Source organism: Acinetobacter sp. ANC 4470 (assembly GCF_002135335.1).
In the GTDB taxonomy this organism is placed as follows: Bacteria; Pseudomonadota; Gammaproteobacteria; order Pseudomonadales; family Moraxellaceae; genus Acinetobacter.
Genome location: NZ_NEGC01000007.1, coordinates 92,850 through 119,500, shown reverse-complemented (window position 1 = coordinate 119,500; position 26,651 = coordinate 92,850). Strand labels below are relative to the sequence as shown.

At 38.0% G+C, this 26,651-nt stretch carries 28 protein-coding genes and 1 pseudogene; 22 read left to right on the top strand and 7 right to left on the bottom strand.

The window, feature by feature from the left end; genetic code table 11:
- The first annotated feature begins 4 nt into the window (after nt 1-4).
- From B9T25_RS11570 to B9T25_RS11560, 3 genes are read left to right on the top strand one after another with little or no spacing between them, the layout of a single operon-like run.
- Nucleotides 5-1,669 (top strand): OmpP1/FadL family transporter, encoded by a 1,665-nt coding sequence (locus tag B9T25_RS11570; protein WP_086188571.1) that lies wholly within the window; start codon nt 5-7, stop codon nt 1,667-1,669.
- A gap of 14 nt (nt 1,670-1,683) precedes the next feature.
- Nucleotides 1,684-2,850, top strand: a complete 1,167-nt coding sequence (gene filE, locus B9T25_RS11565; RefSeq protein WP_086188591.1) for a putative pilus assembly protein FilE — start codon at nt 1,684-1,686, stop codon at nt 2,848-2,850.
- Between the two features lie 22 nt (nt 2,851-2,872).
- Entirely contained in the window at nt 2,873-4,819 is a 1,947-nt protein-coding gene (locus B9T25_RS11560) for a hypothetical protein (protein WP_086188570.1), read from the top strand.
- Nucleotides 4,820-4,900: 81 nt separating this feature from the next.
- Here the strand turns inward: B9T25_RS11560 and B9T25_RS11555 are convergent, their stop codons facing one another.
- Nucleotides 4,901-5,449 carry an NUDIX hydrolase gene (locus B9T25_RS11555; protein WP_086188569.1) on the bottom strand — a complete coding sequence of 183 codons (549 nt, stop codon included), beginning with the start codon at nt 5,447-5,449 and terminating at the stop codon, nt 4,901-4,903.
- A gap of 125 nt (nt 5,450-5,574) precedes the next feature.
- Here B9T25_RS11555 and B9T25_RS11550 point away from each other — a divergent pair, with 125 nt between their 5' ends.
- From B9T25_RS11550 to fghA, 7 genes are all read left to right on the top strand, one after another.
- Nucleotides 5,575-6,192 (top strand): NUDIX hydrolase, encoded by a 618-nt coding sequence (locus tag B9T25_RS11550; protein ID WP_086188568.1) that lies wholly within the window; start codon nt 5,575-5,577, stop codon nt 6,190-6,192.
- A gap of 17 nt (nt 6,193-6,209) precedes the next feature.
- Nucleotides 6,210-6,740: a gamma carbonic anhydrase family protein gene (locus tag B9T25_RS11545; RefSeq protein WP_086188567.1), complete on the top strand. Its 531-nt coding sequence runs from the start codon at nt 6,210-6,212 to the stop codon at nt 6,738-6,740.
- Nucleotides 6,741-6,871: 131 nt separating this feature from the next.
- Nucleotides 6,872-7,540: a tRNA (adenosine(37)-N6)-threonylcarbamoyltransferase complex dimerization subunit type 1 TsaB gene (tsaB, locus tag B9T25_RS11540; protein WP_086188566.1), complete on the top strand. Its 669-nt coding sequence runs from the start codon at nt 6,872-6,874 to the stop codon at nt 7,538-7,540.
- A gap of 8 nt (nt 7,541-7,548) precedes the next feature.
- Entirely contained in the window at nt 7,549-8,373 is an 825-nt protein-coding gene (locus B9T25_RS11535; RefSeq protein WP_086188565.1) for an undecaprenyl-diphosphate phosphatase, read from the top strand.
- A complete protein-coding gene (locus B9T25_RS11530) occupies nt 8,367-9,185 on the top strand; it encodes a class I SAM-dependent methyltransferase (protein WP_086188564.1) in 819 nt (272 codons plus the stop codon). The genes B9T25_RS11535 and B9T25_RS11530 overlap by 7 nt, the downstream gene beginning before the upstream one ends.
- 122 nt (nt 9,186-9,307) lie before the next feature.
- Nucleotides 9,308-10,723 (top strand): C13 family peptidase, encoded by a 1,416-nt coding sequence (locus B9T25_RS11525; RefSeq protein ID WP_086188563.1) that lies wholly within the window; start codon nt 9,308-9,310, stop codon nt 10,721-10,723.
- Between the two features lie 13 nt (nt 10,724-10,736).
- Entirely contained in the window at nt 10,737-11,573 is an 837-nt protein-coding gene (gene fghA, locus B9T25_RS11520) for an S-formylglutathione hydrolase (protein WP_086188562.1), read from the top strand.
- Between the two features lie 68 nt (nt 11,574-11,641).
- Here the strand turns inward: fghA and B9T25_RS11515 are convergent, their stop codons facing one another.
- Nucleotides 11,642-11,917: a DUF2218 domain-containing protein gene (locus B9T25_RS11515; RefSeq protein WP_086188561.1), complete on the bottom strand. Its 276-nt coding sequence runs from the start codon at nt 11,915-11,917 to the stop codon at nt 11,642-11,644.
- Nucleotides 11,918-12,106: 189 nt separating this feature from the next.
- On the opposite strand from B9T25_RS11515, the gene rpe reads away from it, so the two are divergent.
- The 7 genes from rpe (at nt 12,107) to B9T25_RS11480 (ending at nt 18,514) form a co-directional block, all read left to right on the top strand.
- The gene (gene rpe / locus B9T25_RS11510) at nt 12,107-12,793 is read left to right on the top strand and encodes a ribulose-phosphate 3-epimerase (RefSeq protein ID WP_086188560.1); all 687 of its coding nucleotides are present in this window, start codon (nt 12,107-12,109) and stop codon (nt 12,791-12,793) included.
- A 388-nt stretch (nt 12,794-13,181) separates the two neighbouring features.
- Nucleotides 13,182-13,637 carry a hypothetical protein gene (locus B9T25_RS11505; protein WP_086188559.1) on the top strand — a complete coding sequence of 152 codons (456 nt, stop codon included), beginning with the start codon at nt 13,182-13,184 and terminating at the stop codon, nt 13,635-13,637.
- Between the two features lie 45 nt (nt 13,638-13,682).
- Nucleotides 13,683-15,494, top strand: a complete 1,812-nt coding sequence (locus B9T25_RS11500; RefSeq protein ID WP_086188558.1) for a copper resistance system multicopper oxidase — start codon at nt 13,683-13,685, stop codon at nt 15,492-15,494.
- The gene (locus tag B9T25_RS11495) at nt 15,481-16,407 is read left to right on the top strand and encodes a copper resistance protein B (RefSeq protein WP_086188557.1); all 927 of its coding nucleotides are present in this window, start codon (nt 15,481-15,483) and stop codon (nt 16,405-16,407) included. Before B9T25_RS11500 ends, B9T25_RS11495 begins: the two co-directional genes overlap by 14 nt.
- 231 nt (nt 16,408-16,638) lie before the next feature.
- Complete coding sequence (sugE, locus tag B9T25_RS11490) at nt 16,639-16,956, top strand: quaternary ammonium compound efflux SMR transporter SugE (RefSeq protein WP_086188556.1); 318 nt, start codon at nt 16,639-16,641, stop codon at nt 16,954-16,956.
- 35 nt (nt 16,957-16,991) lie between these two features.
- On the top strand, nt 16,992-17,474 hold the full coding sequence (locus B9T25_RS11485) for a methylated-DNA--[protein]-cysteine S-methyltransferase (RefSeq protein ID WP_086188555.1): 483 nt from the start codon (nt 16,992-16,994) through the stop codon (nt 17,472-17,474).
- 389 nt (nt 17,475-17,863) lie between these two features.
- The gene (locus tag B9T25_RS11480) at nt 17,864-18,514 is read left to right on the top strand and encodes a nuclease-related domain-containing protein (protein ID WP_086188554.1); all 651 of its coding nucleotides are present in this window, start codon (nt 17,864-17,866) and stop codon (nt 18,512-18,514) included.
- Between the two features lie 63 nt (nt 18,515-18,577).
- Here B9T25_RS11480 and B9T25_RS11475 read toward each other — a convergent pair whose 3' ends face one another.
- On the bottom strand, nt 18,578-19,513 hold the full coding sequence (locus B9T25_RS11475) for a tRNA dihydrouridine synthase (protein ID WP_213032995.1): 936 nt from the start codon (nt 19,511-19,513) through the stop codon (nt 18,578-18,580).
- A 232-nt stretch (nt 19,514-19,745) separates the two neighbouring features.
- Here B9T25_RS11475 and B9T25_RS11470 point away from each other — a divergent pair, with 232 nt between their 5' ends.
- Nucleotides 19,746-20,426, top strand: a complete 681-nt coding sequence (locus B9T25_RS11470) for a hypothetical protein (RefSeq protein WP_143222473.1) — start codon at nt 19,746-19,748, stop codon at nt 20,424-20,426.
- A gap of 30 nt (nt 20,427-20,456) precedes the next feature.
- On the opposite strand, the gene B9T25_RS11465 is transcribed toward B9T25_RS11470, so the two are convergent.
- A complete protein-coding gene (locus B9T25_RS11465) occupies nt 20,457-20,768 on the bottom strand; it encodes a BrnA antitoxin family protein (protein WP_086188552.1) in 312 nt (103 codons plus the stop codon).
- Nucleotides 20,755-21,043: pseudogene (locus B9T25_RS11460) on the bottom strand (BrnT family toxin). Before B9T25_RS11460 ends, B9T25_RS11465 begins: the two are co-directional and overlap by 14 nt.
- 309 nt (nt 21,044-21,352) lie before the next feature.
- Here B9T25_RS11460 and B9T25_RS11455 point away from each other — a divergent pair.
- Nucleotides 21,353-21,664, top strand: coding sequence for a 3-hydroxybutyryl-CoA dehydrogenase (locus B9T25_RS11455; protein WP_086188589.1), 312 nt, complete (start codon nt 21,353-21,355; stop codon nt 21,662-21,664).
- Between the two features lie 222 nt (nt 21,665-21,886).
- Nucleotides 21,887-22,333 (top strand): hypothetical protein, encoded by a 447-nt coding sequence (locus tag B9T25_RS11450; RefSeq protein ID WP_086188550.1) that lies wholly within the window; start codon nt 21,887-21,889, stop codon nt 22,331-22,333.
- Between the two features lie 210 nt (nt 22,334-22,543).
- Here B9T25_RS11450 and B9T25_RS11445 read toward each other — a convergent pair whose 3' ends face one another.
- Nucleotides 22,544-23,353 carry a cytochrome C assembly family protein gene (locus B9T25_RS11445; protein ID WP_086188549.1) on the bottom strand — a complete coding sequence of 270 codons (810 nt, stop codon included), beginning with the start codon at nt 23,351-23,353 and terminating at the stop codon, nt 22,544-22,546.
- Nucleotides 23,354-23,491: 138 nt separating this feature from the next.
- On the opposite strand from B9T25_RS11445, the gene ffh reads away from it, so the two are divergent.
- Together ffh and B9T25_RS14570 are read left to right on the top strand one after the other, a co-directional pair.
- The gene (gene ffh, locus B9T25_RS11440; protein ID WP_086188548.1) at nt 23,492-24,901 is read left to right on the top strand and encodes a signal recognition particle protein; all 1,410 of its coding nucleotides are present in this window, start codon (nt 23,492-23,494) and stop codon (nt 24,899-24,901) included.
- A 665-nt stretch (nt 24,902-25,566) separates the two neighbouring features.
- Nucleotides 25,567-25,794 (top strand): hypothetical protein, encoded by a 228-nt coding sequence (locus B9T25_RS14570; protein ID WP_086188547.1) that lies wholly within the window; start codon nt 25,567-25,569, stop codon nt 25,792-25,794.
- Nucleotides 25,795-25,896: 102 nt separating this feature from the next.
- Here B9T25_RS14570 and B9T25_RS11430 read toward each other — a convergent pair whose 3' ends face one another.
- Entirely contained in the window at nt 25,897-26,643 is a 747-nt protein-coding gene (locus B9T25_RS11430) for a type III pantothenate kinase (RefSeq protein WP_086188546.1), read from the bottom strand.
- Nucleotides 26,644-26,651: the final 8 nt, after the last annotated feature.

The following is a 26,651-nucleotide window of genomic DNA, read 5'->3' as shown; positions in this document are numbered from 1 at the left end:
TCGTATGTATAAGATTCGACTTCGCCCGTTAGCCGCAGCAATTATATTATCGGGCTGTTCAAGTGCAACGTTTGCTCAATTGGGGCAAAATTTATCTGTTGATATTCGATCGCTAAGTATGGGGAATGCTGTTACGGCAGATCCCCCAGGCATTAGTGCCATTCATTTTAACCCAGCTGCTTTGACTAAAATTGAAGGTTTACAAACCGACGTACAGGGTATTCTTGCTAATTTTGATATTAAAAGAGAATTTTCAGTTCCGGCAGGTTACAACGTATTTGGTTATTCTGATGATCCGATGGTGTGTAATGATGGTCCTGAAATATCTTCAGATTTGTGTACAGACTTTAAGGGCACAGTTAGTGGTGATGTAGAATACGTCAGTCTATATGTACCAATATTGAAAAAAATGGTTGATTTGGGCGAAGGAGTACCTATGGCTGCACCTACAGCAGGTATAGCCTATAAACCACCTGGTTCAAAAATGACTTTTGCCACAGCAATGTATGCACCTTTAGTTGCTGGTTTTGGTGCTGAAAATGGTAATCCTGGGAATTATATGGGGCAACAAGTTGCTCTAGAACGAATTACCTATTTATCACCTTCAATCGCTTATGAAGTGAATGATCATTTGTCGATCGGTGCTTCAGTAGGGATGTCTTATCAAGCGATTGGCTTAAAAACAGATTTGCGATTTCCAAATGAATTGATTGGTATGCTAAGAATGATCGATGAGGTCGTTTGTACACCTTTCAAGGAAAATCAGGACATTATTACCGATATCTTACTTCTCGGTATGTGTAATACCAAAGAAGGTATGAATCCTTTTGGCCGTTTTGGACAAATGGAGCTTGCATTAGAGCAGTCGCTCAGTCCGAGTTATAACCTTGGTGTCTTGTGGGAACCCACTGAAGACTTTAGTTTTGGTGTGGTATATCAAAGCTCTGCAAAAATGCGTCTAAAAGGTAAATATCATATTGATAATGCTAAAGCGCCACAGGAGCTGATTAAAGGTTTGATGTCTTCACCAACAGGACAAATTCTTGCGGCAATTCTAGGGTTCCCTAGTATGGTCCCTGCAAGTGAGTCAGGTCTTGTTTCAATGGATTTAGAATATCCTGCACACTTTCAAGCAGGTATAAAATACAAGGTGCTACCTGATTTACAAGTTAATTTTGATGTTGGATGGACAGATTACAAGGCTTGGGATAAGTTTAAATTTGAATTTGATCGACAAGTTTCAGCATTAAAAATTGCCAAGTTACTTTCGGCAAATATCGGTGATACTTCTCTAGCATTACCGCTAGAATTCACTTCGCCATGGAATTTTGGCATCGGCTTGGAATATTCAGCGACAGATCGTTTGAAGTTACGTGCGGGCTATGAGCCACGTACCAGTGCGATTCCTGATAATAAACGTAATACGATGGTTCCGATTAACAATGCACAATTGTTTGGTTTAGGGGTGGGTTACCGTTTTGATGCAGATACGGATGTCGATTTGTCGATTGGTTTTCTACGCAGTAAAGATAAAATTCCAGCAAATTCAAGTAGCCTAGCAAACCAAACTGGTGTCAATAATATTTTATTGAATCCTTATGCGGGGCTAAATGTTAAAACGGATACTAAAGTCACAATTTTAGGATTGAACTATAGAACCAGATGGTAGGTGTATTGAAAATAATGAAAAAAAATTTATGGGTGAAATCGATACTGGCTCTATGTCTTATAGATGTATCTTTTTCATATGCAGGTGAGTTTTATACCATTATTGGTCCAGATGGTCGACCAATGGTCGTGCAACAAAAAAGCCTGCCGCCAAAAAGTAAGGTTGCTGAAGTTTTGATGCAACAGCAACCACATGATCCAGAGCAAAAGCAAGTGCCAGATATTCAGCAGCCAATCGCTGTAGCTGAAATAAAGTCACCAAAGGGTTCAGCGTTGCCGGTTGAAGATCAATCATCGACGAATATGATAAGAAAAACTTCTAATGTTGTTGATCGGACTCTGCAACAGAGTGTTGTACAAGCAGAGTTCAAAAATGAACAACAAAGCAAAGGTGTTTTAAAGTTAAAGCCAGCGATTGAAAAAGTTGTACAGAAACCGAGCTTACCTATTGTTGTAAAACAACCAGAAGTTGAAAATACAGAAGCCTTTGTGATTATCAATGGTGAAAAATATATTAGAAATGAATACTTAGAAGATAAGGAATTTAACCTAGAGGGTAAAAAGCGTTTTTATGCAATGCCTGAAGGGGTCATTGATGTTAAGCATGGCGCAACGCGGCTACAATTGGTAGAAAGAGAAAAAGGTGTAAGTAAATCAATCATACAGTCACTTTTTAAAAAGAATCAAAAAAAAGAGAGTGAAGTAATTACACTGTCATCGACGTATTATCGAATTTCACAAGCGGATGTCGTTGATGGTTTAGGACAACAATGTATTCAGGATAAAAAAATTAAAAATGCCAAAACAGTGAGTTTGGAGAAAGAAGTTAATCTATGGCCACGGGTACCTTTAAAAGATCAATTCGATTTTGAAATTGTTAAGGTATCTCATGAAATTCAAAATATTCAAATTAATTCTTACGCGTCACGTCAACAGGATCCTACTTTTTATTGGCCCTTTGTGGTTTTTTTAGATGCGAATGCTTGTGTCTTAGAAGGTGCAGGTGGGTTTAAAAATCATGATGCTGTGGCATCTTTTACTTCGCATGAAAAAATTGAAGGAGTGATTCATGTCCCACTCAAAAGTCAATATATATTACTTACACCTTTAGCCAGTGCCATAGATTTAGAGAACAGAGCACTGACAAATCAAGGTCAATTAAAGTTAATTGCAATTCGTTAAGAATAGAACTAGGGAATTTAGGATGAAAAACAAGTATTTATTACCTTTTGCACTCACAACCTTGATGGCTGCTTTGAGTGGTTGTGGTGGTGAGAGCGCTAATATTATTCCCGAGACGTCTGATTCCAGCACAGAAAATGGTACATGTACGCCAAAAATGAACGGATGTGTAGAATTTGCTTTAGATTATCCATTGGATGGACTGAATTTTACCTGTAGTAGTGATACAACCAATAGCTTTATATCAATATTAGATTTGGGTGATGGCGTTGCAACAGGGAGTTGTAGAGTCGATGATAAAGTCACTTTTTTCATTAAAGGTGAAAAAGATAAAAAAATTAATTTAGGTGTGGTTGAATTAAATAAAGTTGCACGATTAAGTGCTGGACAAGTACCTCGTTTAACCATTTTGGATATGGCAGTGGGGATTACGCAACAAGACGCTAAAACCTTAAGTAAAAATGATCCGACAGTCATGGTGGCGATGAAGCTAGTCAAAATTTTCCAAGCTTTAGCTTTACAAGAAAATAAAATTGATGTGCCCACGGATATTCAAGCTTTATATATTACGGATGAGATGCGGTCAAAATTAGAACTTATTTTAAGTTCAGTTACTTCGCAACAAATTATGAGTGATGAATATGTCGATATAATTAAGCCATGGGTTGATGTTTCAGTGATTGATGATGATCAAGCATTTGAAGTTGTGAGTAAATTAATGAATATTGCAACTGCGGCAGTATATCAACCAGAGTTTGCGCTATTTTCAACCAGTGGAGTACTGGGGAGCCTAATATCGGGTTCCGATGGTTTGGTTGGGTGCAATAAAGAAACTTGTGATTTAAAGGATAAGTCAACCAAATATTTGTTTGGACACTTTATGCTAATTACTGACCGACAGGGCTATACTTTTGGTAGTGGCTTACAATGGAAAGGTACTGCTACGGGTAATTTGGCTGCAATTAGTAGTGTAAATGCCGAATTAATTCGTAATGTAAAACCAGTACGTATGACTGCACCAGCACAAGGGCATTGGATTAATCCGGTTAACAAGAGAGTTGATCAAGATTATCAACTGGATATAGCAGATGTGAATTCACAGCCATTGATTATTAGTCAGGGTAAGATTTTTAATGATTATATGATGGCGGGTAGAGAACAATTTTATAAATTATTAACCAATAAGACGACAGTCAGCAGTGAAGAATTAAAAGATCTCGGTCGTTGGAAACAAACGACGAATACCGATGAATTTAAAGGGTCTTTAGATTTATATAAAATATTTCCAATCACTTATTTAGATAAACAGGTTTTTAAATCTGTCAGTAATGTGAAATCTGGGGAAAAGTATATTTTTCCCATGTATGCAGATTTAACCTTTAAATTTACAGATACTTCCGTGCCTGCTGTTAAGTTAGGGATTGTGATCGATCAAAATGGTGATATTCGTTCTAATATCAAAGCAGGTTCTACTGAGACGGATATGTCTACATCAGATAATGCTTGTACTGAGGATTCATTTGATCCGAATACCTTTATTGATCAGCATGGTGTACAACAATATCGTTTAGGTACAATTTCACGTGCATTTACTGCGAATAAATTACTTTCTATACGTATGGTTTTAAGTCATGACAAATTTGTAAAAATTAATGGTGCTTTAGTTGGAATGAACTCTACCATTAAAACATCATCTGATTCATCGACGGAAAGCGTAGTCGTTGGTGGGGCACTGTTAGATGTAGCAAGTTTATTGGATCCAGCCGTAATAAGTGGACAAGCGCGTGTGACATTTACAGATTCAGCTAAGCAACCTGTAAGATGGGGGAACAGTTTAGCGAGTTTTCAACATGTTTATAATTTAGCGAACGCCAGTGCAGCAACTGATGCAGACAAAGCACTTGCTAAGTTAGCGGGGGGAACGCTAGATTTCACTTTAGCTCCATGTTATAGCGTTGCGATTAAGTAAAAATTACCATTAGAATAAAAACAGCCCATCGAGAGATGGGCTATTTTTATTTCTTAATTATTTAAAAATTATTTAGAAAAATTAGCCAGTATGATCTAAACGTGAACCCAAAGTTTCTAAATGCATATTGAATGAAGCGGTTTTACGATCTTCAAAATAATGTCTTAATGTTCGTTCTACGCTCGGGAAAGCCAGTTCAGACCAAGGGATTTCGTGTTCTTCAAATAAACGGGATTCAATGGTTTCTTCACCCGCACCGAACACGCCATTGACTAAATGGGCTTTGAATAAAACGTAAATCTGACCGATTCGAGGAATGTTATACATACAATAGAGCTGATCAATTTCAATTTCAGCCTCGGCTTCTTCGCGTGTTTCTCTTGCCGCACCTTGTTCCATAGTTTCAAACAATTCCATATAACCTGCTGGAAGTGTCCATAACCCATAACGTGGTTCAATTGCGCGTCGACAAAGTAAAACTTTATTTTCCCAGAGTACCAGCGCCCCACAAATGACCTTGGGATTGATGTAATGAATATTGCCACAATCTGTACAAACACGACGTAATTGATGATCGCCGAGTGGGATTTTTTCCGCTGTTTTATGTCCACAAATTACACAAAAATTCATATTCATCGTCAATGATCAAGGTGTGATCAGCATAACTGAAAAATTTAACTTTGGCATCATTTCTATCTTTTTGAATAAAAACTCAGCTATGATGAAACGAAGAAGAAATAAAGAGAGAGTCAAGTATGGATGACCATTCGTTAATTCACTCACTACAGCAAAGATTACGGTTTTCCACACGGGTAAAATCTGCACAAGCTGCTGTATTAATTGCGATTACAAATGAGTCTAATCCCAAAGTTTTGCTTACTCGCCGTTCACTTTATTTATCAAATCATGCTGGAGAGGTTTCCTTTCCTGGTGGCAAAAGAGATCCACAAGATACCAGTAATATTGTGGTGGCATTACGCGAAGCCTATGAAGAGACCGCATTAAATCCATTTGATGTGCAATTGATTGGTGATTTGCCGATGCAAAAAGCGCGCAATGGTATGCTGGTTAAACCTGTGGTTGGATTGATTCCGCCAGAAGTAAACTTGATTGCTCAACCGAGTGAAATTGATCGTATTTTTTTTGCATCACTGGATAGTTTAATTCATGCGCCACCTATCCCTTATGAAGTGCGTTATGCACATCAGTCTTTATATTTTCCTAGTATGCGGGTGGAAAATGAAATCGTCTGGGGTTTGACTGCACGTATGTTGGTTTCATTATTTCAGTATGGTTTGAATTATCAGAAAGAATGGCCTTTTTTATTAAATTCACCCGCTTTTTATGGCAGTAAGATTAAACGTGGTAAATAGTTCAAGGAAGATAAAACATGATGTATAAATTTAATGGCTATGCACCGCAAGCAATGCATCAACCTTGGGATGGTTGGGTGGCTGAAAATGCAACCGTGATTGGTCAAGTTGAAATGGGTAAGCAGGTCAGTGTTTGGTTTGGTGCGGTCATCCGTGGCGATAACAGTAAAATCAGTTTGGGTGATTTTACCAATGTTCAGGAAAATGCCGTTTTGCATACCGATGCTGGCATTGAGATGCATATTGGCAGCTATGTCACGATTGGACATCAAGCGATGTTGCATGGCTGTACGATTGGTGACAACAGCTTAATTGGGATTAATTCCGTTATTTTAAATCATGCTGTGATTGGTAAAAACTGCATCATTGGCGCGAATGCTTTAATCCCTGAAGGCAAGATCATTCCGGATAATTCGGTTGTGATGGGTTCACCGGGGAAAATTGTCAAGACTTTAGATCAGGCTGCTGAAGTTAAGCTCAAAATGAGCGCTTTACATTACGCTGAACATTTTAAGCATTTTCAAAATTTGGAAGCAGTTGAATTTTAATTTGCACAGATGTATTGAGCCAAGTTGTTACTTGGCTTTTTTGTATCCCTCAGATGTAACATCTCGCCTAGAGTGCATGAGTGGAGTATGATAGCACTCGTTTTTTATCGCCAAATAAATTAAGGTTGCGCATGAAATTGCTGGCATTGGAAACTGCCAATGAGCAGTGTTCCGTCTGTATTGTAGATGAAACCCAAGAATTATTTTTCCAATTAGATGCGCGAGCAAAAGCACAAACGCAAACGATTCTCCCAATGATAGATCAAGCATTTACTCAGCTTGCTCTATCGGCATCAGAATTAACTGCAATCGCATTTAGCCGTGGTCCAGGTTCTTTTAGTGGCGTGCGAATTAATGCCGCTGTCACTCAGGCATTGGCATGGGCAAATGATCTGCCAGTTGTTCCTGTTTCTAGCTTACAAGCTTTAGCGCAGGCAGCCTATCGTATTCACGGTTTAACCGCAGTTACTGCGGTACTCGATGCCCGGATGAAGGAAGTGTATATTGCGAGTTTTCAGCTGGATCAACAGGGCATTATGCAAGCTGTTGATGCAGAGCAATTGTTAAACTATAGCGAAGCCACTGAAATCGTTAAATTTGAATTGGTCGGTTCGGGTTCAGCTTTAATTCAGCCAGAACAAATACAATACCAAGACTTAAGTGCGACTGCACAAGATATTGCGACCATTGCGCGCGCAGAGGTTGAGCAAAAAAAATGGGTCAGTGCTGAACAGGCATTACCCGTGTATTTACGTGATAACGCTTGGAAAAAAATTCCAGAACAAGGCAAATCTAACTAGGATTTTCTATGGATCTTTTACTGCTGCTAAAAGCGGCAATTATGGGTATTGTTGAAGGTGTTACCGAATTTCTACCTATTTCCAGTACTGGGCATTTAATTCTTGCTTCAGAATTAATGAATTTCTGGACCAAAGAAAAAAGTGATGTATTTGTCATCGCCATTCAAATGGGCGCAATTGCCGCAGTCATCTATGAATATTGGGCTCGGCTTTGGGGGGCTGCCACTGGTATGTTTACGGGTGAGGAAAAAGGTCGTCATCTTGGTTTTAGCCTGATTATGGCCTCAATTCCAATTATACTGATTGGTCTCACCTTTGGACAAACGGTAAAAGCATTCTTATTTAATGATATTGCTGTGGCGATTGGTTTAATTGTCGGTGGTTTGATTATTATCTGGATTGAAAAGAATCCACGTAAAGTGAACGCTGAAGAAGTCGAGAATATGAGTTATAAAGAAGCCATTTGGATTGGTTTAATTCAAGTTCTGTCTTTAATTCCGGGTACTTCACGTTCTGGTGCAACCATTATTGGTGCCATGTTTTTGGGCATATCACGTAAAGCGGCGACTGAATTTTCTTTCTTCTTAGGAATTCCCGTGATTGTTGGTGCAGGCCTGTTAGACCTTTATCAAAGTTATGATGTATTTCAAGGCACTGAAGATTGGACTGTGCTTGCAACAGGGATTATTGTTTCCTTTGTTTCTGCATTGATTTTAATTCGTGTGTTAGTGGCTTATGTTGCAAAACGTGATTTCATGGTCTTTGCTTGGTATCGTATTGCTTCTGGTCTTTTAATTTTACTCTTTGCATTTACAGGCTGGAAATTATGGTAAGCGACATCCGCTTATTTGTAGAAGCAGAATTTCAACAGAAAGCACAGCAGTATTCTGCTGTGCTTTCTTCTCGTGGGGTTCAGGTAAATTTAGAAATTATTGAAAAACTCAATGCTCGCTTTTTGCGTTTGCATCCAGAGTTGGCGTTGTGTGTAGATGAATTGGGTCTTTGGCTGTGTGCCAATGGCATGAAGATGCAACCCGATTGGAAGGCTGAAGTTCCACGGCTAAAAAGAGCTTCACTCAAATCTGAAATGATTGCCCGAGCGTGTAATCTAGGCGAAAAACCTAGATTGATTGATGCCACAGCAGGCTTAGGTCATGATAGTTTACTGATGGCACATTTAGGTGCTGAAGTCACTTTGCTTGAACGACATCCTATTTTATTTACTTTGCTTGAAGACAGTAAACACAATGCTGAACATGATCCTTTTTTAAGTTCGGTCGTGGCACGGATTGATTTGATTTTTTCTGATTCTGCTGATTATTTAATCCAGCAAGCGGAACAGCATCATACGGTAGATGTGGTTTATTTAGACCCAATGTTTCCGCAACGTGATCAAAATCAGCAAGCCATTAAAAAACAAGCCCAAGTCAAAAAACAGATGCAATTATTACACATGTTATTACCTGAAGATGGTGAAATGGATTTGGGTGATAATTTACTAATTTTGGCACAAGAACTAGCAAAACGAGTGGTAGTGAAGCGCCCTCGTCTGGCGATCTATTTGGCAAATCAAGAACCTAATCATCAATGGCAAGGCGATGCTTGTCGTTTTGATGCTTACTTTCAGTATCATCTTATAGAGTAGATGGGTAATTGCTTCAATATTGTGCATTAATCTGTTATATAGTTAAAAACAGCATTGATAAAACTCTCATCAAGCATACACTTAGACTGTAAATCAGCGAGCTATAGCCAACCCGAAATCCTATGATCGACTTCAAACCCTCCATCAATTTTTGGCATGATTTTAAAAGTAACCAAACTGCAGGGATGTGGCTTTTTTTAGGGTCGCGTCGGTCTTTACAAATTGTTCACCCCTCAATTTTGCAATTGATCTTTTGGGGGATTTTAGGTGGCAGTGCCAATAGTTTATTTAGCTGGTTAAGTTCAGGTGAAGTAGGAGAGTTTAATCCTCAAGGTTTGATTAGTTATGCTTTATGGCCTTTTATTGCGCTAATTGTTGGGATTTTCCTTTCACAACGGATTAATAACCCACGCTTGATGTTAGTGCCAGCATTATTGTGGTTGGTACTTGACACGCATATCGCCTTATTACAAAGTTTTATTCAGTATTTAGGTTATATCGATATATTGCCTTATGTCTTCTATGACTATTTACCCATGGTATTCATGGTGCTGTTTGTTTGGCAAAGTTTGGCCGTTGTTTGGGTGTTCTCGCGTGAATTAAAGTGGCCATGGTGGGAGCGGGCACTGATTGTTGCTGCAACCTTGTTTACTCTTGTGGTTTGGCAAATGTCAGTCAAAAGCGAACCGATTTGGAAAGTAGAAGAAATAGCCCCTACTTTTGCTGAAGATGCCTTTTATGCTCAAAGTCAGGTACTGAATAAATCTCTAGATGCTGTGCAATATGGTGAATTTGCGCAATCTCATTGGTATTTTTTAGGCGTGGCAGGCGCAGGCTATCAAGACGTGTTTAAGTCGGAAGTTGAACGTATTAAAGAGCAGTTTGATACCCGTTTTGGAACTTTTGGTCGCTCAGTGGCCTTAATTAATAATCCAACAACACGAACTAAAGCTCCCATAGCGTCACGCACCAGTATGGATTTAGCGTTGCGTAGAATTGGACAGCAAATGAACCGAGAAAGTGATGTATTATTTTTATACATGACCTCTCATGGTTTGCCGAATCAGTTTGAAATGGAAAATGCACCAATAGATTTAAATGATGTTGATCCCAAATGGTTAAAAGATGCTTTAGATAAGTCTGGGATTCGCTGGCGTGTGATTGTCATTTCTGCATGTTATTCAGGCAGTTTTGTTCCAGCATTACAAGATGATAATACTTTAATTATTACTGCATCTGCTGCAGATCGCGCCTCTTTTGGTTGTTCAAATGAAGCGGATTATACTTATTTTGGACGTGCTTTTTTTGATCAGGCCATGCGAGAGCAGACCTCTGTAAGTGCAGCGTTTGAGCAAGCGAAAGCAACAGTGGCGCAGTGGGAGTCGGCTCAAGGTTTTGACGCTTCTGAACCACAATGGTCGATTGGTAAGAACATGGAATTTATGTTGCCACAATTAGAACAACGTTTATTTCCAGCGATGAGCAAGACCGAGATTAAAACCGCAGGAACGCCAGAATTAAGTGTTCAAACACAATAAAGGAAATACGCACATGGAATTAATCCAACATAATCGATGCTTTGATGGCGAACAGCGCATTTATGCTTTTAATTCTAAGGTGCTCAATGGTGAAGCAAAATTTGGTGTTTTTTTGCCACCGCAAGCTTTAATTGGGCAAGCTTGTCCGACACTTTTTTATTTAGCAGGTTTAACTTGTACAGAAGAAACTTTTGCCATTAAAGCACATGCTCAACGCTTAGCCGCACAGTTAGGTTTGATCTTGATTAGTCCTGATACATCACCAAGAGGTGAAAATGTCGCACAAGGTGATTCTTGGGATTTAGGTCAAGGGGCAGGATTTTATCTAAATGCAAGCCAAGCACCGTGGGCTGAACATTATCAAATGGAAAGTTTTATTGTTGATGAACTCTATGAGCTGGTGAATCTTAATTTTCCAATTCAAACGCATAAAGTCGGCATCTTTGGGCATTCTATGGGAGGGCATGGTGCGTTGACCCTTGCATTTAAATATCCAGAAAAATTTAAATCGGTTTCTGCTTTTGCACCGATTTGTGCCCCGAGCCAATGTCCATGGGGTGAAAAAGCATTTTCTCATTATTTAGGTGCAGATCAAGCGGAATGGAAAAAACATGATGCCACTGCTTTAGTTCAAGCAAAGGGAGCTATGTTTAAAGAGATTTTGATTGATCAAGGACGAGAAGATCAATTTTATGCACAATTAAATCCGGCATTATTTCAACAGGCTTGCGCGCAAGTGGGGCAGCATTTAACTTTGCGTGAACATGCAGGCTATGACCACGGTTATTATTTTATTCAAAGTTTTATCGATGAGCATTTACAGTTTCATGCGGTGCAACTCGATGCATAGTTTTATACGTAGTTATGCTGTCTAAGTGTGTTGAAAATAAAGGGAGAATGTGATTCTCCCTTTATTATTTATTGATGTTGCCATGTTGCAGTAAATTCTTGTTGTGCCATACGGCTTAAATGATCTAGAACCACTTGTTCTAAACGGCTTAGGTCTTCGAGCGTGCTGTCAATAGAGACCAATAGTGCATCGGATTGTGGCATAAGTTGAATCGTGGCATCGGGCATGAAAATAGTGAAATCAGCTTCAGTTTCAGCAACTTCAAATTTATGTTTCCAATGATTGAGTACGCGTTTGGCGATGCGAGCGGCTTCAGTAGTGCTGATTTTTGTATGGCTTTTCATTTGTCTTTACCTTGTGATGGTATGTCAAAGTAACAGATCCAGAGAATTGCTACAGTAAAAAAATAGAACAGAATATTGCATATTTAGAACACTGAATAAATCGAATCGGATCAGGATTGAATCACTGTATTCAGGTTCAATTTGTTATAATGTGAAAAATCAATTTGCATACATAGCCAGGTTTTCCTCATGTCCAAGCCATATTTAATTGCACCATCAATTTTATCTGCTGATTTTGCTCGCTTAGGTGAAGAAGTCGACAATGTACTTCTTGCTGGTGCAGATGTTGTGCATTTTGATGTGATGGATAACCATTACGTACCGAATCTGACTTTTGGTGCAGGTGTATGTAAGGCACTGAAAAAATATGGTATTCAAGCACCGATTGACGTGCATCTTATGGTTTCACCGGTCGATCGCATGATTGGTGATTTTCTAGATGCTGGTGCAGACATTATTACTTTCCACCCCGAAGCAACCCAGCATATTGACCGTTCTTTACAGTTGATTAAAGCAGGTGGTGCGAAAGCTGGTTTGGTCTTTAACCCTGCAACACCATTACATTATCTGGATTATGTTTTGGATAAAGTAGATCAAGTATTATTGATGAGCGTAAACCCTGGATTTGGTGGACAAAAATTCATTCCAATGACTTTAGATAAACTTCGTCAAGCACGCAAAATGATTGATGCCTCAGGTCGTGATATTCGCCTTGAAGTCGATGGTGGTGTTACACCTGCAAATATCCGTGAAATTGCAGAAGCCGGTGCAGATATGTTTGTTGCAGGTTCTGCAATTTTTGGTCAAGCTGATTATAAAGCTGTGATTGATGAAATGCGTTCAGAGCTTGCAAAAGTGGGTGCTGTGAATATCTAATTATTTTTATTAATTGTGACTATGCTGTTGATGGAGTTGTGGATAACTGTATGGATATCTATGTAGATAACTGTATGGATAACTTGATTGTTTTATAAACGATTAATGATCAATGGTTTAATAATTAGACATAAAATGTATAAAAATGACTCGATTGAGTCCTTTTTTACATGGTTAAGACATTGGAAAGTATGGTTGTTTATTCAGCTCTGCTTAAAAATAGATCTGTTTAAAAAATAACTGTATTGTTTTAATGCGCATAAAATATAGAATGTTGTGTAGTTGAGTATAAATTTAAAAAATTGTGTATAACTGTATTGTTGGTTATGCTAGTAATATAGAGGACAATATTCATTGTTGATCTTCGACCGCGTTAAAGGAAGGATCTGTGCTGACTCAATTACGCAAACAAGCTTGGTTTGTGTTCCTAATGGCTTTTGTCATTGGGTGGAGTAGTGCCGCCTTGGCTTCAGCCAAACCTATGCATCAGCAAATGATGAGTGAATTGAGTGTTCATCAAGGTCACAGTGCAGGAATGCAGGCAATGTCCAATTGTCATGAAGCCCAGACCTTACAAGCACATGTAAAACACGATGCTTCGCAGCATGTTCAAATGCAGCTTGATCAAGATTGTTATAATTCAGCTCAGGATCAAACAGAGCATTTGAGTTGTAATGATTGTGCGCAATTGTATTGTCAGAGTTTAAGCACTTGGTTAAATGTACAAACTGTAGAATTATTCGATATAGAAGATACTCAACAGTTGCAACAGCTCAATTTTGATTATTCAGCCCAGCATTTAAGCGGTTTCTGGCAGCAAATTTTACGTCCTCCTAAAGCTTAATTTTGATTTAAAAAACATTTTCATTTTTAAATTACAGGTTAAGTCATGTCTATCAAATTAAGTCAAAGCCTCCTTGTGGGCGTATGTCTGGTTTCATCATCTTGGGCGTTTGCCGCAGTTAAAGAATATCATCTCAATATTGATGAACAGACAGTCAATATTACAGGCAAGCCGTTAAAGCGTATTACTGTGAATGGTCAATTTCCTGCCCCCCTTTTAGAGTTTGAAGAGGGTGATGATGCTGTTATTCATGTGCACAATAATCTAAAAAATAAAGATTCTTCCATCCACTGGCATGGTTTATTGCTGCCCGGTTTAATGGATGGTGTACCTGGTTTTAACCAATTTAAAGGGATTAAGCCGAAAAGCGATTTTATCTATCGATTTAAAGTACGTCAGAATGGCACGTATTGGTATCATGCCCATTCAAAAGGGCAAGAGCAGGACGGTTTATATGGTGCTTTGGTGATTTATCCTAAAGATAAAAAGCCTGTTGCAGCACATGAACAAACAGATCGTGATTATGTGGTGATGCTGTCCGATTTTCATGAATCGACCAGCGATCAGATTATGAAAAATCTGAAGAAATCAGCCGAGTACTATCAAAATGAACGTGAAACGGTAGTCGATGTTTTAAAGCAGGTGAAACGTGATGGTTTAAAAAGCACATGGCAAGATCGTTCCATGTGGAATCAAATGCGTATGCTAAAAACAGATTTGTCTGATGTTACTGGTTATACCTTTCTGATTAACGGTAAAACGCCTGAACAAAACTGGACGGGTATGTTTAAACCGAATGAAAAAGTCAGACTGCGTTTTGTGAATGCCTCCGCTATGTCATTTTATGATGTCAGTATTCCAAATTTAAAAATGACGGTGGTGAGTGCCGATGGTCAACCTGTTAAACCCGTTGCTGTGGATGAATTTCGTATAGGGACTGCGGAAACCTATGATGTTGTGGTTGAACCGAAAGCCAATCATTATCAAATTGAAGCAGAATCCATTGACCGCAGTGGGTTTGCAATTGGTACCTTGCATAATGAAGAAAGCGCACAGACACATGCGATTCATATGCCGAAAGCACGTCCACGTGCCTTGCTGACCATGGAAGATATGGGGCATGGTTCCTCATCGGGCGATCATGAAAAAATGGATCATTCCATGATGAAACATGAGCCTGAGTTAATGGATCATTCGAAAATGGATCATTCTAAGGTAAATGACCACTCACAACACCAAGCCAAGTCTGATTCTGAGCAGAAGCCGCAGATGGATCATTCAGCACACGTAGCAGTGAAGCCAACAGTGGATGACAAGGAACAGCCAGTCTATGGTTGGGCAAATGCATCAACACCAGCAGGTCATAAAGCACTGCAATACAGTGATTTAAAATCGTTAACACCACAAAAGGATACCCGTCCAGCAGAACGAGAACTCGAGGTTCGTTTAGGTGGAACAATGGAGCGCTATATTTGGACCATTAATGGCAAAAAATTCACTGAAGTAGAGCCTTTACAAGTGAAATATGGTGAACGCATCCGGTTGAAATTTATCAATGACAGTATGATGGCGCATCCGATGCATTTACATGGCATGTTTATGCAGCTAGAAAATGGGCAAAGCAGCAGTGATATGCCGAATAAACATACTTTGATTGTGCCACCGGGTAAAACCGTGACTGCGATGTTGACTGCTGATGAGTTAGGAGAGTGGGCAATTCATTGTCATCTGCTTTACCATATGTCTTCAGGCATGATGAGTAAATTGATTGTAGCGAATGTAGATAACAATCAAGCAGCAACGGCACCATCTATCTCAACTCCAGTACAGCAAGGAGACTCACATGCGCATCATTAATTTATTGACGATGAGCACATTGAGTGCTTCATTACTGGCGCTGAGCGGACAGAGTTTTGCTCACGAAGAACATCATGCCATGTCGATGTCTGAACCGCAGACTCAGCCAACAGAAGAAACTTCTGTGGATCATTCACAGCATCAAAAAATGTCCACAGCATCTCAAATTCTTACTGAAGAAAAGCAAGTACAACCTGTACAGCAGAGACATTCAGACTCAGATGACCTTGATTATAAATATGATCATGCAGCTCATTTAAAAGAACATGGTGGACAGATTTATCAACAAACAACGCTGGAAAGTAAATGGCTGCGTAATGATGATAGCAAGGGGGCGTTAAAGTCAGAGCTTGAAACACGAATCGGGACGGATGAAAATAAAATTTTTATTAAAGTTCACGCCGATAAAGTCGAATTACAGCAAGCTGAATATGATGCCAAACTGTTGTATAGCCGAAATGTTGCTGACTTTTGGGATGTACAGGTGGGTATCCGTTATCGCAATGACCAAAATCGTGAAGTTGATCAAGACCAAGTCGATGCTGTATTTGGTCTTCATGGCATGGCGCCGTATTTTTTTGAAACGGATGCTTATTTATATCTAGGACAAGACCGTCAGGTTTCTTTTAATTTAGAAACTGAACGTGATCTGTTACTCACGCAAAAACTGATTGTTCAGCCTTATTTGGATATGAATATCGTGTTAAGTGATGATTCAAGCTATGCCAAAAAGACTGGTTTAAACTCAGTACAACTGGGTTTGGAAACCCGTTATGAAATCACAAAAAAGGTTATGCCTTTTATTGATGTGGCATACGGATATAACAAAGGTGTTAAAGAAACGGCTTGGCAGAAATCATCTTCTTCTGAAAATGAGTTGTTCTACGGTGCAGGTATTCGTTTTAAATTTTAGATAAGTTTTTTGTAATTAAGAAAATACGATTGGTAAATGCCAGTCGTATTTTTATTTGGGCATTTAAACGTAATAAATGGGGCGAAAAATGTAAAATTTGTCCCATTTTCAATCAATCATTTATATAATCATTATTCATAGGAGGAACGACCTCCCTTGGTGTGTTTTTTATATTTACCCAAGATAATTCGTCAGGACGACCTGACTCTAATGAACTGGAGCATAGTCGTCATGGCTTGGATTTTATTGATACTTGCGGGACTTTTTGAAATTGTGTGGGCATACGCCATGAAACTTTCCGAAGGTTTCACACGTCTCACACCTAGCATTATTACCATTATTTTTATGATTTTGAGTTTTGCTTTGCTGGCTTATGCAATGCGGACTTTACCGCTCGGTACAGCGTATACTATTTGGACAGGTATAGGTGCAGTCGGTTCATTTCTGGTCGGAATTTTTATATTGGGTGAGCCTGCATCTGCTATGCGTATGTTGGCTGCCATTTTGATTGTTTCTGGATTAGTATTGATGAAAATGTCATCATCATAAAATCTCTATTATTTATTTCACCGTAGGAGAAGACAATGCAACTCGCTTTTATGGAAATGCCTTCTCCTGTTGGTATTTTAAAACTAGTGGCAACAGAAAATGCTTTAGTTGCGGTACTTTGGGAAAATGAAAATCCGAAACGTGTTCGCCTAGCAGAATTGATCGAACAAGTGGATCATCCCATTTTGTTAGCAACGCAAAAGCAATTGAGTGAGTATTTTGCTGGAACTAGGCAACAATTTGATTTGCCTTTAGATTTTGAAGGTACGATGTTTCAAAAGAAAGTGTGGCAAGCATTGCTGAGTATTCCTTTTGGTGAAACCCGAAGTTATCGTGATATTGCTGAGCAAGTGGGGAATATCAAAGCGGTTCGTGCAGTCGGTGCAGCCAATGGTAAAAATCCAATTTCAATTATTGCGCCGTGCCATCGTGTGGTGGGGGTGAATGGAAAATTGGTCGGCTTTGCAGGTGGTTTGAATAACAAAGAAATTTTACTTGGTTTAGAAAAACAAGAATAGATAATTTGCATAAAGCAAAAAATACTCAATATTCGATTCTTTAAAATCAGCACTGCCTCATTTAATTGATTAAATTTTTATGCTTTTGCGTAGGCATTATCTCTACTTTTGAAAGGTCAAAATGAGGATCCTCAAAATATATTTTGAGTCTGCAAGAAAAACCTTTTGTTTCCCATACACGACATCCTGAGCCAGTTTTAAGGCACTGCTTTAAAACGCAGTGCAAGGATGGAAAACGTGTGGCATCCATGCCACACTCATGAATCCAATATCTGCTAAATTATATTTTTACGAACTACTTATATTGATTAAAAAAGACTTATGAAAGAAGTCTAATTAAATAAAAAAAACAGCTATTATTCTGTCTAAAATTGAAGACATTAAAAAATATGGAAACAATATTCGGTCAATTAGTTTCAACTTTTGGGTGGGTGATTCTACTTTTTGTTGGGCTAGGCATTTTTAAAGCCTGCAAGCCTTTTCTAAAAGGAAAGTTTGGTGAGTTTGCTGTAAGCGTACATGTAAAAAAATATTTAACTGAAGAATATATCTTGTTGAATAATTGTACTTTGCCCGATGAACAATCGGGTACAACCCAAATTGATCATATTTTACTGAGTCCGTATGGCATTTTTATTATCGAAACCAAAAATTATAAAGGCTGGATTTTTGGCGGTGAGCGCCAGAAAATGTGGACACAAAAGATCTTTAAAAATAGTTATAAATTTCAAAATCCTCTGCATCAAAATTATAAACATCAAAAGGTTTTAGAAGCAGTCCTGAGCGATATTGTTGCCGCTGAATATTTACATTCTGTGATTGTCTTTATGCCCGATTGTGAATTTAAGACAGCAATGCCTGCGAATGTATTTAGAGGAAAGGCGTGGACTGAATATGTCAAAGGTTTTAAAGAAGAGGTTATTCCAGCAATGAAACTGAAACGGATTCAGCTACGGATTGAAAAAGAAATTTTGGAAAAATCTTGGAAAACAGACCGCTTACATGTCGCCAATTTACAAGAACACAAAGGAAAAAATTGATTGTTAGAGGATTTATCTAGCCTATTTTGAAATCTTTAAATAATAGTATCTAGGAATATTTGATTAAGTTGAAGTAGTTTGAAGCTTCTCGATAATTTCATTCAGTTGCTTTACTCGTTTAACTTCATTCCACAACATTTTTGCTTCAGGATAATGCTTGGACATCATCCCAAGCCATTGTTTATAGCGTCCCACCATATTAATTTCTTTTTTATAAGGGCCATGTAAGAAACGAATTTGTAGAGCTAAAAGCTCATCCCATGTGATGAGTGGGTCATCTAAATTTTGGCGGATACATTGGGTTAAATCGGGGGTGGTGACTGCGCCACGACCAAGCATTAAATCTTCACAACCCGACTCTAAACGACATTGTTTGGCATCGCTATTGGTCCAAATTTCACCATTGGCAATCACATTAATTTTCAGTGCTTCACGAATAGGGCTTAATTGATCCCAAAATGCAGGGGGCGTATAACCTTCGGCTTTAGTACGAGCATGTACAGTCACCCAAGCAGCACCTGCATCTTCAATCGCATGCGCATTTTCTAAAGTAAAGTTTCTGTCCATATAGCCTAAACGCATTTTTGCAGATACTGGAATATGGCTAGGTACAGCATTGCGAACGGCTTTCACCAGTTGATGTACCACTTCAGGTTCATCTAACAGCACTGAACCACCACGGTGACGGTTGACTGTTTTGGCAGGGCAGCCAAAGTTCATATCAATAGCAGGTGCGCCAAGTTCTACGGCACGTACTGCATTGGCTGCCAGCATTTTAGGATCATTACCTAGAAATTGTACATGTACGGGAGTACCTGCCGCAGTTTTACCTTCGGTCAGTAATTCAGGACAATAACTATGATAAACGTGGTCAGGTAAGACCGAATTGGTAACACGAATAAACTCAGTGACACACCAGTCAAAGCTGCCGATATGCGTCAGTACATCACGCATAATAGGATCGGTTAAGCCTTCCATGGGTGCAAGAATGAGTTTCACAGCGGTGTCACCAGTCGAATTGAAAAACGGTGTTATACGTTTTTTTGTGTGGGTTGTCTAGGAAAAGGTCTTTGAAATATTGTAGAGTGGTAGAGGCTTGAGTACTTATATTTCGTATAAGAGATTTTATGTTAAATTAATATTTTAAGAAGAATGTGTATCAGATAAATCAATATTAGATTTTTATGTAATTATAAAAGAATAAATAAATTTTTAATCTTAGGTTTTTTAGATGAAATATAGAACAACATTAACTTTATCTATTCTAACGGTAACTCTTATGGGATGCCAAATGGTAGGCGAATACGCATTGATGGGAGGGAAGCAAGCGCTTGACTCTAGCAATACTTATTCAATAAAAAATGATTTAAATTCAATGGTTGATATAAGCCCTGATGGGATGAAGTCTAAAAAGGAAATGGTTGGCAAATATATTGTAAATAAACAATGGACTAGAATTATTAGATGGGATGTTAGTACTGTAGATATTCACCTAGATGATGGGAGTGTTGTTGTTGACCTTATTAGTAAAGGGAAAGAAAAACCATTTTATGGATTTAAAGCTGGAAGCTGTTCTACTTTAGAAAAGCCACAAGGAAAAGATGGTATTTTAATTGCTTCAATTATTAAAAAACGAACAACCCCGTTATCTTATGACATAAAACAATGTGGTAAATTTTATAAAAAATCAGATTTTACTCCGATAATTGAAATGACAACTGTAAAAAAGGGGTATGAATTAAACGTTAATTCAACTTCAAATATTGTTGAATGGGATACAAAGAATAAATTTATTGTTCCAGAAGATGGTTACATTTTAACTGTAAATTATGATGAATTTTCATCTAGTGGATTTGCCCAAAGTCCAGGTACTGCTTATATCACTATGTATTTAAAAAAATTACCTAAGTAAAAATAATGGGAGCCAATGCTCCCATCTTTATTAATGATTTTTTAAATCTTTTAACATCGCTTCTCTTAAAATTTTATTCATTCGTGTCTGATAGCCTTTCCCTTGTGTTTTTAACCAAGCGAGTACATCAGCATCAAGACGGACTGATGTTTGCTGTTTCACTGGACGATAAAATTGCCCATGACGAATTGCATTACTCCAGTCGGTAATTTCAGGAATATCAGACAAGTCTAATTGCTCATCAGGAACAGTTCCTTTAGCAAGCAAGCGTTTAATTTCAGCATCTTGCTTGTCACTGAAATTTTCATTCAGTTCTTTGCGTGTATATCTAACCATGCTCATATTGATTTCGCTCCGCTTTGGTGACTTCCCATTGCACTAATGATTCTTACAATTTCACACTCATCTTCATCAAAGATGGTGTGAGCAACTAACAACATCAGTACACCTTTGACCATGCCAATGGTTTGCCAACGTTCCTCACCACTAGTATGTCTATCTTGGATTGAGATCCTTAACGGATCATCAAAAATAAGGCTTGCTGTTTCAAAAGATACATCATGTTTTTTCTGATTCTTTTGGTTCTTCGCCTCATCCCATTCGAAATACAGTTCCATAAAAAACATTCAAATTTGTATATACAACAATGTGTCATACATTTGTATTTTATAAGATAAAAAGCGTAAATTTTGCTCAAAATTATTGGCAATATATTCCAGAGTTGTACATAAAAAAGCCGACTTGTTTCCGAGTCGGTTTTTTTGTGGTTTTTTGAATTTTTAAAAACCAGTTAAGTTATTGAAATTATTATCTTAAATAAAACGCGTTTCGTATAACGACCATTATGTTAAATGAAATAAAATTCTGTGGATTTTAATATCCATAGAAATCTTTTAGTATTCATTTTTAAAATGAAATTTCCCATTATGAAAAAACCAATAATTTTCTCGATATTATCATTAACTTGTTCCTTTTCATATGCGGAGGACAATGAACAATGTGATGGAATTGCATATGCAGCAGACACTTTGATGACTTTTCATCAAATGGGTTCAGACGTAGAAAAAGCTAAAAGTATTTATAGTAACCTCTTCAAAGAGGAAGGTGAAATTTTCAATCAGATAGTAGATGAAGTAAAGATATCACCTGTTTATACCAAAGAGGAAGAAGCAGAAAAAGCTATAGAAGACTTTAAAAATAAATGGAAAGACTATTGTATAGAAAACAATATAAAGTGATTCGTAATTGGATTGATTATCTGTAAAGATTTCCTGAAATTAACAAAATACGCCTTATAAGAAATCAAAAATGGGAGTCTTAAGCTGCCATTTTTACTGTATTTTTTGAAAATTTTGCATAAGCGCTATTATGTTAAATAGAGTTTTTTAGGCTATCGAAACTAGCCATTAGGATTTAATATCTAAATCAATAGGTGCATATTAGATATAGGATTTAGTCTTATGGAAATAAAAGGTTTTCTTTTAAACCAAAATCCAATCTTTTTTGAGGAAAATGCAGATATTTTCAAAAATTCTCCCACGATAAAAATAGAAAAACTCTGGAGTATGTGTAATAGAAATTTTAGTGATGTTACTAACAAAAACTATCCTGAAATAATTCAATCCGTTTTTTCTAAATATAAAGTGAAAGAACAGACATGCTCACTTGAGTCCACGGGGAGAATATTAGAGTTTGATATTTCATGCTCTATGTATGACTGTTTGGCATATGAAGAAACCAATGGATTCTTCGATGAGTGTGATTGTCCGCCCCCAGAATTTTGGATTGCTTATATTGACGATAAATTATTTGCTTATATTCCAAAAGAACACTTAGATATAGCAAATTTAGGTGTCGAAATATCTATGAGCGGAAGCTTGCAATGGATCCAAACATTAGTAGATTAAATTTTTATTCGTTTATAAGATTTTCTAAAATTAACATAATACACGTTATACGAAATGCTCTCGATTATTTGTTTGAAATCAATAAATTATTGATCAACTAAAAAACCCAGTTTATACAAACTGGGTTTTTTAGTTGAATTGTCACGTTCCAATCATGATATTTACGTAACGCTCCATATTTTTTAATAAGTAAAACTAAATAAAAAGACTTTACCTACCCAAAACCATTTCTAAAATAAACTTAGAACCAATAAAACCAATGGCAAGTAGCATAAAACCAATTAAAGTAAAACGAATGGCTTTTTGACCACGCCAGCCAAATTTGTAATGACCAATTAAGAGTGAGCCATAGACAAACCATGAAATAATGCTAAAGGCCGTTTTATGGGCTAAATGTTGGGCAAAAAAGTCATCAATGGTAAAGAAGCCGAAACCTAAAGCAATGGTCAGTAAAATAAAACCAGTGATGATTAAGTCAAATAACAAGGATTCCATTGCTTGAAAAGAGGGCAGTAAATTGACCCAAAAGCGTTTTTTCTGTTTGTTCTTTAATTCACGATCTTGGAACCATAAAATTACGGCTTGTATGGTTGCCATGAGTAAAACAGCATAGGCAGATAAAGACAAAATAATATGCACGTCTAAACCAAATGAATGTTGTTCAATAAATTGATTTTGTTTACTTAAGGCAAAACCTAAGATTAAGCCTGTCGCGGCAACAGGGATGCCGATTAAATTAAGCGCGAGAATTGGACGGAAGGCACTGAAAATAAAGCTGAGTAACAACATGAGCCCAGATGTAAATGACAGTAAGACAAATACGTCATAATTTACACCTAAGGGCGTCAACATATCGTTATATAGAACGCCTGCATGTAACAGTAATCCTAAGCCCAGTACCAGCCTGACAAACCAATGGTTTGGATCACGTTTTGACATTAAGTGGATAAACAAATACCAAAAAGATGTGGTATAAGCGATTAATGCTAAGATCGTGTAAACCAAGGGGAGACTGATCATGTCAAACCTTTTTCAGGATGATGAATATTCATTTATATAAATTCTATGCGAACTACAGTATCCTATAGCATCTTATGCATAAATTTTCTATTTTAAGAAAGATTTTTTTGCAACTAGCAATTTTAAGCGGATTTTGCAATGTTTGATACCTTAACAGAACGACTCACGCAGAGTTTAAGAAATGTTACTGGCTCAGGGCAGCTAACCGAAGACAATATTAAAGATACGTTACGTGAAGTACGTATGGCACTTCTTGAAGCCGATGTTGCGTTACCTGTAACTCGTGAATTTATCGCGAAAGTTAAGGAAGAAGCATTGGGTCAACAAGTGATGACTCAGTTATCACCGGGGCAAGCTTTCGTAAAAATCGTCCATGACGAATTAACAAAAATGATGGGCGCGGCGAATGAAAGCCTCGACCTTGCGGCAAAGCCACCGGTTGTGATCTTATTAGCTGGTTTACAAGGTGCGGGTAAAACCACGACTGCGGCTAAACTTGCACGCTTCTTACAAGAACGCCAAAAGAAAAAAGTAGCGATGGTTTCTGCCGACGTTTATCGTCCAGCAGCCATTAAACAGCTAGAAACTGTGGCTGGTGAAGTTGGTGCACATTTCATTGCATCTACTGCCGATGAAAAGCCAATTACCATCGTTACGCGTGCGATCGAACAAGCCAAAATTCAGTTTGCTGATGTTTTAATTGTCGATACCGCAGGTCGTTTACATGTCGATGAAGACATGATGGACGAAATTAAAGAGCTTCACGCGGCCATTAATCCAACTGAAACTTTGTTCGTGGTCGATGCCATGACGGGGCAAGATGCGGCAAATACTGCAAAAGCCTTTAATGATGCCTTACCACTCACAGGTGTAATTTTAACCAAAACTGATGGTGATGCCCGCGGTGGTGCAGCGCTTTCTGTTCGCGCCATTACTGGTAAGCCAATCAAATTCTTGGGTATGGGCGAAAAGCTCGATGCTCTAGAGCCATTCCATCCTGAGCGTATTGCACAACGTATCTTGGGTATGGGTGACGTACTTTCTTTAGTCGAAGAAGTTGAACGTAAAATCGACAAAGAAAAAGCCGAAAAAATGGCGAAAAAATTGCAAAAAGGCGGTAATTTCAATTTTGAAGATATGCTGATGCAATTTGAACAAATGAATAAAATGGGCGGCATGATGGGCTTCTTGGATAAGTTGCCTGGCATGAGTAATTCAGGTATTCAAGATGCGATTGCGCAAGCGAACCCTGAAAAACAAGTGAAAAAGATGGAAGCGATTATTCAATCGATGACTGTCAAAGAGCGCCGTAACCCAGACTTGATGAACCCAAGCCGTAAAAAACGGATTGCAGCAGGCTGTGGTATGGATGTAGTTGAAGTCAATAAATTGATTAAACAGCATGCGCAAATGGCGAAAATGATGAAGAAATTTGCCAATCCGTCAGGCATGGCAAAAATGATGAAATCACTGAGTGGTATGCAAAAACAATTCGGCGGTGGTGGCGGTATGGGACCATTGTTCGGTGGCAATGATCAGAAGAAATAATCTTTTGATTTATGCAAAGAAAGGCGCTTAATGCGTAAAGCCAGTCAGTTAAGAAATTGACTGGCTTTTTTATTTTAAATTCATGATGTTATTCGATATGTGGAAACGTCATCGCATCTTGCGCTGGAAAATAAAGCATCGCTTTATTTTGAGGCTTCTCATTTGGGCTTATCCAAAATAATACCAATTTTCATAAATATCTCAATATTCTAAAAATCTCCCCTAATAATCGTATTTTGACCCAACTCACGAATTTGCATGTGTAGTGCCTGTTGCCAATGCTGAAATTCAGGTCGATTGGATGCAGGTAATACGATACGTTTAGAAATATGCCCTGCCTGTTGTATCTTCCGACTTAACCACGGAAATCAATGGTCATTGCTGGAAGCCTGATAACCACAAATAATATAAATTTTTTTGCTACATATCTATAAGCAATTATTTTTATTATTAAAATATTAAAATAATGGACTTTTTTAACCACAAAAACATGAGCATTTTGTAACTCTACCCTTTTCTAAATGATCATCTTTCATCAGCTAAAATCCCTCCTAACCTCCCTTTGAAAAAGGGAGGAGTGACACAAATTCAAATACTGATCTGATTCGTGATATTCCCCTCTTTAGTAAAGAGGGGTTGTCGCACACGGTTTAGGTGGTATCAGTGTGTCGCATTATCTAAATCAACATTTTAAAAATAAAGGTCAGAAAATTAAGATGGGAATCTTTGTCTATGGATTGAAGTCCAAGCTACCAAGTCGACCTGAGTTAGATGAGTTAGATGAGTTAGATGAGTTAGATGAGTTAGATGAGTTAGATGAGTTAGATGAGTTAGATGAGTTTATCGCACAAGCATGCTTGGATAGTGGTTTGTTACAGACCAAATGCCTTTGAGTTTACAGTTGTTGTCCAGTGATGATCCTTATATTCCATCGCCACTGGCATGACAATTTGGGTATTTTAGGTTACCGAATTTCCGCAATTATGGACATTACTTCAGCCACTATTGGTTTCGGGGTGATGTTGAATAAAAGTCTGTAAGCCTTTAAGCAACAAATCTGGTTCAATGTGTGGTTGATACTGTACAAGAAATTTGGCAAATAAAGCAGCATCGCCACCAGTTAAGATTAATTTTCGGGGTGATTGTTGCAACACTTTTTCGATTGCACTGACCAATCCTAAAACAATACCGTGATGCACTGCATTAATGGTATTGCGCCCTGGTGTGAGCTCATCAAAAGCAGCATCAGGAATTTTAATACCTTTGGTATTTTGAATCAGGGAATCTCGTTGTAAATATAGATTTGGTAAAATATAACCACCTAAATGCTGTAAACCATCCGCAAGGTCAATGGTCAAAGCTGTGCCACAACTGATGATGCAATAATTTTGCGTTGGGTCATTTGCGACTGCTAAAACTTGCAGCCAACGATCAATGCCCAGTTGAGTAGTATCATTATAACCGCAACTTAAACCTGCATATTCGGCATGAACTTTGGCAAAGACCACAGGAATGTTGAGACTTTTTAAAATACGTTGAATACGGTCATTATTCTTTTTATCTTGTACCGAAGACACGCCTACATTATGCAGTTTAAGTGCTTTAAAGTGTTGAATCAGGCCTAAAAGTAAATCTGCCGGAGACTGCAAATGCATTTCTGCAGCATGTTCAATCACTTGATTATTATCGGTAATCCAATATTTGAGCCGCGTATTCCCAATATCCAACCATAAGTTTTTCATTATATTTC

Excerpts from the sequence above, each read along its gene's own strand:
- fghA (WP_086188562.1), top strand. The coding sequence starts at position 10,737 with ATGGAATTAATCCAACATAATCGATGCTTTGATGGCGAACAGCGCATT.
- B9T25_RS11480 (WP_086188554.1), top strand. The coding sequence starts at position 17,864 with ATGGAAACAATATTCGGTCAATTAGTTTCAACTTTTGGGTGGGTGATT.
- sugE (WP_086188556.1), top strand. The coding sequence starts at position 16,639 with ATGGCTTGGATTTTATTGATACTTGCGGGACTTTTTGAAATTGTGTGG.
- B9T25_RS11560 (WP_086188570.1), top strand. The coding sequence starts at position 2,873 with ATGAAAAACAAGTATTTATTACCTTTTGCACTCACAACCTTGATGGCT.
- filE (WP_086188591.1), top strand. The coding sequence starts at position 1,684 with ATGAAAAAAAATTTATGGGTGAAATCGATACTGGCTCTATGTCTTATA.
- B9T25_RS11455 (WP_086188589.1), top strand. The coding sequence starts at position 21,353 with ATGAAAAAACCAATAATTTTCTCGATATTATCATTAACTTGTTCCTTT.
- tsaB (WP_086188566.1), top strand. The coding sequence starts at position 6,872 with ATGAAATTGCTGGCATTGGAAACTGCCAATGAGCAGTGTTCCGTCTGT.
- rpe (WP_086188560.1), top strand. The coding sequence starts at position 12,107 with ATGTCCAAGCCATATTTAATTGCACCATCAATTTTATCTGCTGATTTT.
- B9T25_RS11555 (WP_086188569.1), bottom strand. The coding sequence starts at position 5,449 with ATGAATTTTTGTGTAATTTGTGGACATAAAACAGCGGAAAAAATCCCA.
- B9T25_RS11450 (WP_086188550.1), top strand. The coding sequence starts at position 21,887 with ATGGAAATAAAAGGTTTTCTTTTAAACCAAAATCCAATCTTTTTTGAG.
- B9T25_RS11530 (WP_086188564.1), top strand. The coding sequence starts at position 8,367 with ATGGTAAGCGACATCCGCTTATTTGTAGAAGCAGAATTTCAACAGAAA.
- B9T25_RS11570 (WP_086188571.1), top strand. The coding sequence starts at position 5 with ATGTATAAGATTCGACTTCGCCCGTTAGCCGCAGCAATTATATTATCG.
- B9T25_RS11465 (WP_086188552.1), bottom strand. The coding sequence starts at position 20,768 with ATGAGCATGGTTAGATATACACGCAAAGAACTGAATGAAAATTTCAGT.
- B9T25_RS11515 (WP_086188561.1), bottom strand. The coding sequence starts at position 11,917 with ATGAAAAGCCATACAAAAATCAGCACTACTGAAGCCGCTCGCATCGCC.
- ffh (WP_086188548.1), top strand. The coding sequence starts at position 23,492 with ATGTTTGATACCTTAACAGAACGACTCACGCAGAGTTTAAGAAATGTT.
- B9T25_RS11525 (WP_086188563.1), top strand. The coding sequence starts at position 9,308 with ATGATCGACTTCAAACCCTCCATCAATTTTTGGCATGATTTTAAAAGT.
- B9T25_RS11485 (WP_086188555.1), top strand. The coding sequence starts at position 16,992 with ATGCAACTCGCTTTTATGGAAATGCCTTCTCCTGTTGGTATTTTAAAA.
- B9T25_RS11500 (WP_086188558.1), top strand. The coding sequence starts at position 13,683 with ATGTCTATCAAATTAAGTCAAAGCCTCCTTGTGGGCGTATGTCTGGTT.
- B9T25_RS11495 (WP_086188557.1), top strand. The coding sequence starts at position 15,481 with ATGCGCATCATTAATTTATTGACGATGAGCACATTGAGTGCTTCATTA.
- B9T25_RS11545 (WP_086188567.1), top strand. The coding sequence starts at position 6,210 with ATGATGTATAAATTTAATGGCTATGCACCGCAAGCAATGCATCAACCT.
- B9T25_RS11550 (WP_086188568.1), top strand. The coding sequence starts at position 5,575 with ATGGATGACCATTCGTTAATTCACTCACTACAGCAAAGATTACGGTTT.
- B9T25_RS11535 (WP_086188565.1), top strand. The coding sequence starts at position 7,549 with ATGGATCTTTTACTGCTGCTAAAAGCGGCAATTATGGGTATTGTTGAA.
- B9T25_RS11445 (WP_086188549.1), bottom strand. The coding sequence starts at position 23,353 with ATGATCAGTCTCCCCTTGGTTTACACGATCTTAGCATTAATCGCTTAT.
- B9T25_RS11470 (WP_143222473.1), top strand. The coding sequence starts at position 19,746 with ATGAAATATAGAACAACATTAACTTTATCTATTCTAACGGTAACTCTT.
- B9T25_RS11430 (WP_086188546.1), bottom strand. The coding sequence starts at position 26,643 with ATGAAAAACTTATGGTTGGATATTGGGAATACGCGGCTCAAATATTGG.